This window comes from Frankia sp. CcCS3, from assembly GCF_977927575.1.
Window position 1 is genome coordinate 1 of sequence record NZ_CDWRCL010000222.1, and the last position, 6,850, is coordinate 6,850.

Annotated in this window: 5 protein-coding genes; 1 reads left to right on the top strand and 4 read right to left on the bottom strand. The window is 68.7% G+C overall.

Features of this window, described 5'->3' with window-relative positions:
* The first annotated feature begins 943 nt into the window (after positions 1 to 943).
* Entirely contained in the window at positions 944 to 1,102 is a 159-nt protein-coding gene (locus AC08OQ_RS16315) for a hypothetical protein (protein WP_023840144.1), read from the top strand.
* A 193-nt stretch (positions 1,103 to 1,295) separates the two neighbouring features.
* On the opposite strand, the gene AC08OQ_RS16320 is transcribed toward AC08OQ_RS16315, so the two are convergent.
* From AC08OQ_RS16320 to AC08OQ_RS16335, 4 genes are read right to left on the bottom strand one after another with little or no spacing between them, the layout of a single operon-like run.
* Positions 1,296 to 2,390: an EamA/RhaT family transporter gene (locus AC08OQ_RS16320; RefSeq protein ID WP_476601103.1), complete on the bottom strand. Its 1,095-nt coding sequence runs from the start codon at positions 2,388 to 2,390 to the stop codon at positions 1,296 to 1,298.
* A gap of 52 nt (positions 2,391 to 2,442) precedes the next feature.
* Positions 2,443 to 3,753 carry an MGDG synthase family glycosyltransferase gene (locus AC08OQ_RS16325; RefSeq protein ID WP_476601101.1) on the bottom strand — a complete coding sequence of 437 codons (1,311 nt, stop codon included), beginning with the start codon at positions 3,751 to 3,753 and terminating at the stop codon, positions 2,443 to 2,445.
* A 2-nt stretch (positions 3,754 to 3,755) separates the two neighbouring features.
* Entirely contained in the window at positions 3,756 to 4,733 is a 978-nt protein-coding gene (locus tag AC08OQ_RS16330) for an NAD-dependent epimerase/dehydratase family protein (RefSeq protein ID WP_476601099.1), read from the bottom strand.
* A gap of 2 nt (positions 4,734 to 4,735) precedes the next feature.
* Positions 4,736 to 5,866 (bottom strand): DegT/DnrJ/EryC1/StrS family aminotransferase, encoded by a 1,131-nt coding sequence (locus AC08OQ_RS16335; protein WP_476601105.1) that lies wholly within the window; start codon positions 5,864 to 5,866, stop codon positions 4,736 to 4,738.
* Positions 5,867 to 6,850: the final 984 nt, after the last annotated feature.

Here is a 6,850-nt window from a genome sequence, read left to right on the forward strand (position 1 = left end):
GGTGAATGTTTACCGAAAAATCCCATCGGAAAAGAACGAGATCGCCGCTGGTCGGCCTCGGCCCGGTCCCGGTCGCTCCGGTACGTCGCGACCGGGACCGGGCCCGCCGCTTTCGACTCTCCTCCACGGTTCGATGCATATCGCTCCGGTGGCCGTAACCCCGCCGATCACGCCGGTGACCGGATGATCCTCGGTCAACCCCTACCCGGGCCGGGATGCCCGGGCCAGGATGCACCGCCCTGGTGTTTCAGACTGGGACCAGGACCGGCGCCGGGCCGGACCCGCCAGGCGGAGACGATTCGATCAACGGCATCGTTCCACCGGCCGAGGGGCCGAGATGCCTGTTCAGGAAGCCTCGCCACGAGCCGGTTGGCTCTTGCGCAATGCCTCCCGGTCGCGCACTCTTATAGATGTTCGGTCGGGCTTCGTTGTCCGGGCGTTCGTCCCGTCGCGGTCGTTACATGGCTGTAACGTGATGTGGATACGGCAGTGCGTCACTCGCCGCGAGGCGATCGGGTGACAAGGCACCTGCGGTCTCCCGTCACAGCCCGGCGGGTCGGCGTCTGGTCACCTCCACCCGACCGGGACGGGCCACGCGGGCGTCGAGCGCCCGCCCAACGCGGAGGAGGGCAGTCGCTGTGACCATATGTGGCAATACGGCTACCCGCGTGCGGCGCCATAACGCACCTGCCCGGGTCCTCGGTCAGCCGGGGCGGGCGGAGCGCGGAGCCGCCATCCCCTCGCCCTCCTAGCGAGGCGGCGCAGCGCAGCGTCCGCCCGCTCTCCAGATCCATCTGCTCATCTCCGATCTCGGATCGACCTCACGTCGAAAGGATCGGCCGAGGCATCGTCGCCTCGTTCCCCGCCTTCCGGTCCGGTGTGCCGTCCGAGGTCACCCGCGAGTTGCAGTGCCCTGTTTCCCTGCCACTGGGAGGTGATTGCCGTGGCCACCGCCACGACCAACCTACTCAACACTCCGATTGAAGATCAGCGCGTCGAGCGTGTCCGCCGCGCGGCGCTGTCGGCCTACGTGGACGGAAAGATCTCCTTCGCGCAGGCGAACCTGCGGGTGCGCAAGGCCCTCCAGCGGTTCGGGGTCTGACGAGCCAGTCGGGTCGTCGAGATGCGGCTGGCGGCGTCTCGACGACCCGACCGGAGGAAACCTCGACCGGATGCGCGACGCGGGGAACGTGCAAGGCGGGCAAGCGGGAGACGGCCGGGCGCCCGGGCGATCGGGGGGTGAACCCGAGCGGCCGGCCACGACGACTATCTCACCGAAAGCACGCGGCGCATCACTATAAGTTCTTCGACATGCCGCTACGGTAAACAACCGTGCCAGTACGAGCGATAGAAGCTGCTTCGTCCCGGGCCCTCGCCGACTGCCCCGGCTCCGCATCCGACGGCTCGACCACCTCCGGCCGGCCGTCCAGGGGGACGACGCCGTCCTCCAATCGGCGGTCGTCGGGGGTGGGCCGCAGCACGCTCTCAAATTCGTCCACGGACCGGTCTGCCGCCATCCGATCGCGGCCGAGAGCGGCGATTCCGGCCGCGACCAGCACCATCGCGACGATGAACGCCACGCGGCGGACACCGTCGGGCGCCGGCTCGTTGAACAGCGTCAGGCCCAGGGTCACCGGCAGGAAGGCGGAGACCCCGCTGGTCACCGGGAAGGCGATGACGGCGGCGCGCCCCTGCAGGCCACGCTGCTGAAGACCGAGCGCCAGCACGGAGAACAGCACGAGGACGTAGGGCGTCGGGGTGGTGAGCAGGTCCACCAGCGTGGACTGCCCCTCCCGTCGTTCGTTCACCGCCAGGCCGATCTGGCGGGTCGCCAGCGTGGCGATGGCGTAGCTGACCCCGGCCGCGGCCCCGAATCCGAACGCGGCGCCCGCGACCATGTCCCGCACCACGGCCAGGTTGGCGAGGGACGCGCAGAGCAGCGCAAAGATCAGACCGAGGACGAGGAAGGCCAGCAGGACATCGGTGCTGGCCGAGCTGCCGACCTCCGCTCGGTGCGTGAAGGCGAAGGCGAGCAGGCCGATACCGCCGACCATCGCGACCACGCCCAGCCAGCCGGTCAGGCTGATGTTCTCGCCGAGCACCCGCTGCGCCAGCAGAGTGAAGACGATCATGTCGAGAGCCATCACCGGGGCGACCATCGCCACCGGGGCCACGGACAGGGCATACACCTCCAGCAGGAACGAGCCCGCCTCCACGGCAAGGCCGATCAGCCACAGGGGGCGCAGCACCAGGCGGGCCAGCAGCGCAAGCCCCAGCCCCGAGCTCTCCTCCTCCCGGCGGGCAGCACGGGCCTGGACGAGCGGCGCGATCCCGTAGAGAGCCGCCGAGACGACCGCGGTCGGCAGACCGATCACCAGGGCTCTGCTCATGTCCCATCCAACATCATGGCCCTCAGGATCCGTCCCGAACCGTGGGTTTGCCTCACCAGTCCGCGCCGAAACCGATCTGCGCCAGAGCCGCCCCGAATGCCTGCTCCCACGCGTGCGGGCCGATCGCCACCCGGTCCGACGGTGGCTTGACCCGGTCAAGGCACGCGAGCGCGGATCTGGTCAACGACACCGGGTCGGTGTTCGTCACCTCGGCACGACCTCGCTCGAGTTCCTTCTGAAGGTTATCCCGGCCATGCCCCGGCACCACGTCGATGAGCAGCAGGTCCCGTCCGATCACCCGAGCCTCGCTGCAGGTGTCCCCGGACGACGTGACGACCAGGTCGCTCGCCGCCATCAGCGCCGGGACGCGATCGGTAAAGCCGAACGGGATGACCTTGTGCTGCCGTTCCGACAGAGCCGTCAACCGCGCGGCCAACCGCTGGTTGCGGCCGGCCACCGCAAGCACGTAGATGCCCGCCGCGGCCATGGCCGCGGCACCCTCCACCAACGGTCCCAGCCCCCAGGAGCCGGACATCAGCAGCACGCAGGGAGCGTCCGCGGGGATACCGAGCGCGGCCCGCGCCTCCTCCTGAGTCGGCGGGTCGTAGAAGGGTTCCCGGACCGGGGTCGGGACCACCGAGATCAGCGCGTTCGGCGAGAACCGCCGCACGTACCGGGCGGCGGTCCGCGAGGTGACCAGGTAAAGGTCGGTGTTGTCGTGTACCCACAGCCGGTGCACGCAGCAATCGGTGGAGAACACCGCCGTCACCAGGCCGGGGAACTCGGCCTTGACCCGGCTGGTCGCCGCGGCTCCGGTAGCGAAGATCGAGATCGCGAGATCGGTCGGCTGAGCGGCCAGTTCCTCGCGCAATGCCGGGACGACGAACCGGCTCGACGTCCTCTCGATGGCCTGGGCGAGCCGGCCACCGGTTCTCATCTGGGAGAAGTGCACGGCGTCATACAGGCCCGGAACGGCGATCATGCCACGGAAGACCTTCTCCCCCCGGGAGCCGTTACGCCCACCGAGCATGCGCAGGCTGTCGGCGGTCCGGGTGGTGAACCCGCGCCGGGTGAGCGACGCGCCGCACGCCTGCGCCATCACGTCGTGGCCCATCCCGAGCGAGCCCGACAGCAGCAGCGCGGAGCCCCGCCGCGTCGGCGTTCCGGCGGGCCGGGCGTCGACGCCGTGCGTGCGCGGATCGGCGGGGAGTGCGGCGGCGGCGACCGGTCCCCCCGCTGCGGCCGGCCCCGGCAGGACAGGTTCCGTGACCCCCGGTTCGCCGACGGCTGGCGGGCCGCCGACTCCCACCTCAACATCATCTTTGGATGGTCCATTCACCGTGCTACCGCCGATCTGCGCCATGGTCACTCCGAGGAGACCGCGGAGACGTCGAGGTCGCCGACAGGCGGGAGCGCCTGAGCCGGAGGCCGTCGATTTGCCAGATACCACTCGATGTACTGCCGGACACCCTCCGAGAAGGGTGTGGTCGGTCGCCAGCCGAGCACCTCCGCGGCCCGCTGCGCGGAGATCTCCCGGCCGCGGAAGTCCCCGGGGCGCGCAGGCATGTGTTCGATGGCGGTGCCGGGGAAGTACTCCCGGACGGCCCGTGCCATCTCCAGCACACTGACCGACTCGCTGCCCTCGAGGGCGAGCGTGGTGTTGGCCGCGTCGGGGGTCAGAGCCAGCACGTGCGCCTCGGCCAGGTCCCGGACGAACACGTAGTTGCGGAACTGCAGGCCGTCGCCGGCCACCGTCAGCGACTCGCCGTTCAGAGCCTTGCGGACGAAGCGGGCCAGCACCAGCTCGTCACGCATTCCGGGGCCGTAGGGGATGCCGTAACGCAGGATGGTGAACGGCAGCCCGTAGGTCTGCTGATAGCTGTGCAGCAGCAGTTCGGCGGCCAGTTTCGTCGAGGTGTAGACGTGCCCGGCGCGGCCCAGCGTGATCTCGGCGTCCTCCGTCAGCGGCGCCGAGCCGGCCCGGTCACCGACCGCCCCGTACACCCAGACGGTGCTGGCGAACAGCACCCGCCGAACCCCGGCCTGCCGCGCCGCCTCGCAGATGTTCCCGGTGCCCTCGACGTTGAGCCGCACGGTGCGCACCGGGTCGGCGAACGCGAAGTCCACATTGGACATCCCCGCGATGTGGAAGACGGCCTCGACGCCCCTCAGCGCGGCGGTGACCGCCGGCAGATCAAGCACGTCGAGCTGCTGGTAACTGGCCCAGGGGTCGACCGGCCGGTGTTCGACGTCCAGCGAGAGAACGTCGTGACCGGCGTCGAGCAGACGGTCGACCACATGGCTGCCGATGAAACCCGACCCTCCGGTTACCGCAATCTTCATTGTCATCCGTCCAGGCTCAGGCTCTGCAGCGCGGCGGCGAAGGACGCGACCACGTGGTCGGCCTCCACCTCGGTCATGTCCGAATGGATGGGCAGGCACACGTGCCGGGCGCAGATGTCCTCGGCAACCGGAAGGGACCGGACCGCGTAGTGACTGAAGACCGGCTGCCGGTGCAGCGGCGACTCGTAGACCTCACCGCTCAGGGAGACGCCGTGGCGTTCCTTCAGCTCCTTCTTCAGCCGGCCGCGATCGATCCCGGGGCGGGGCAGGACAATGTACTTGTAGTAGTTGCAGAGACCAGCCGGCGGCATCTGCAGGCGGGTAACGGTGCCCAGGGTGTCCAGCGCGGCGTCGTACCGCGCGGCTACGGTGGCGCGGGTCGCCAGGAAGTCGGCGAGATGCCGCAGATGCACCCGGCCGGTGACCGCCTGCATCTCGCTGAGCCGCCAGGCGTACCCCTGCTTGATGTGGACGTTCCCGAGAAAACCGGCTTTGCCCTGGTCACGATAGATCCGAGCGGCTTCGTGAATGGCGGGATCGGACGTGAGGATCATTCCGCCCTCACCGCTCGTGATGACCTTGGTTGGATAGAACGAGAACGCTCCCGCGATCCCGAACGACCCGGCGTGGCCGTCACCGTGGCGGCTGCCGTGGGCATGTGCCGCGTCCTCGACCAGCGCGATGCCTCGATCGTCACAGAAGGCCCGCAACTCGGCCACGTCCGGCGGGATCAGCCCACCGATGTGGACCAGGACAACGGCGCGGGTCCGCGGCGTCACCGCGGCCTCGACACCGCGGACGGTCAGGGCAAAGGTGTCCGAACTCACATCCGCGAAAACCGGCATGGCACCGGCCCGCAACACCGCGAAAGCGGTCGCCGCAAACGTGTTCGTCGGCACGACGACATCCGCGCCTTCGACACCGTGACTACGAAGGATGATCTCCAATGCGGCCGTTCCACTGCTCACGGCGACCGCGAACGGGGCCTCGTGAGCCGCGGCGAATGCCGCCTCGAATTCAGCGGTATGGACACCCAAGGTCAGCGCACCGGTGGCCAGGATCTCGGTCACGGCCGATGCGATCTCCGCGCGATCCTCCGGTGAGAAGACGATGCGCGCCGCGGGGACATGCACCTTGTTCACCCCTACCTTCCGAGTCATTCCCGTGCGAGCGAGCCGGCCGGCCCCCATAGCGGCTGCGCCGCGACGAAGGACCCGGCCGGGACGAGCCGCGGCCTTCGCGGCATCACCGACTCCGGATTCCGCCGGCCTCCCGCCAGCGACCCACCGCGCTCCCTCCGACCCGTACGGAGGCAACCATCGGCTTTGTCGGTACATGCCCAAAACAGGCTATCGATCCCGATCGCCGGCATGTCTGCAGCCCACGGCTACTCCCCACAAAACATCCCACATCTGTCCGAACGTAACCAAATATGTCAGCAAGGCAATATTCCTGTGATGAAGGAGAGATGTCTGTCACTAATCACCGCCAGCCCGCGACACATGGTGATTGATGGCGACGCCACTCGCCGCGACGGCGACGGGTCCGCCCACGGCGACCCAGACCTGCTCCTCCAGTACCGCGGCCGCCCGGACCTCGTCGTTACGGCACCGTCGTTACGGCACTGGTCCCGGCCAGCCGCTTCCCGGGCACGGCCAAGGCCGGGAGGCCTGCATCGTCGCGTCTCCGATACCCAACGCGACACTCCATCACTCCAAGTAACACTCACCCGGGTAGCCGCGGAGGCGGCGGATGTCACCCCACCCTTCGTTCCTGTCAATGAACCGCGACCTCGACCGAGGACATCGACCGAGGACGCAGGGCGGGAACGAGCAGGCACTGCGGCAGATACTGATCGCCATGCGAACCACGCCTGTGGGCACGCGGACGACGATCAGTTGAAGACGGATGAACCGGATGGAGGACGCGGCCAGCCGGGGCTGATCGGCCGTCGAGAAATCACCCAGCCGGAGTGAGCGACCAGGGAAAGATCATCTACAGTCGAACCAGGGCCGTTCGCTCGAGAACGGTCTGGATACAACCGGATACAAGTAGTCCCGACGAAGCCGTCTCACCCGACGTACGGGGGGAACGCAGGTAGACGGCCTCGTCGGGAC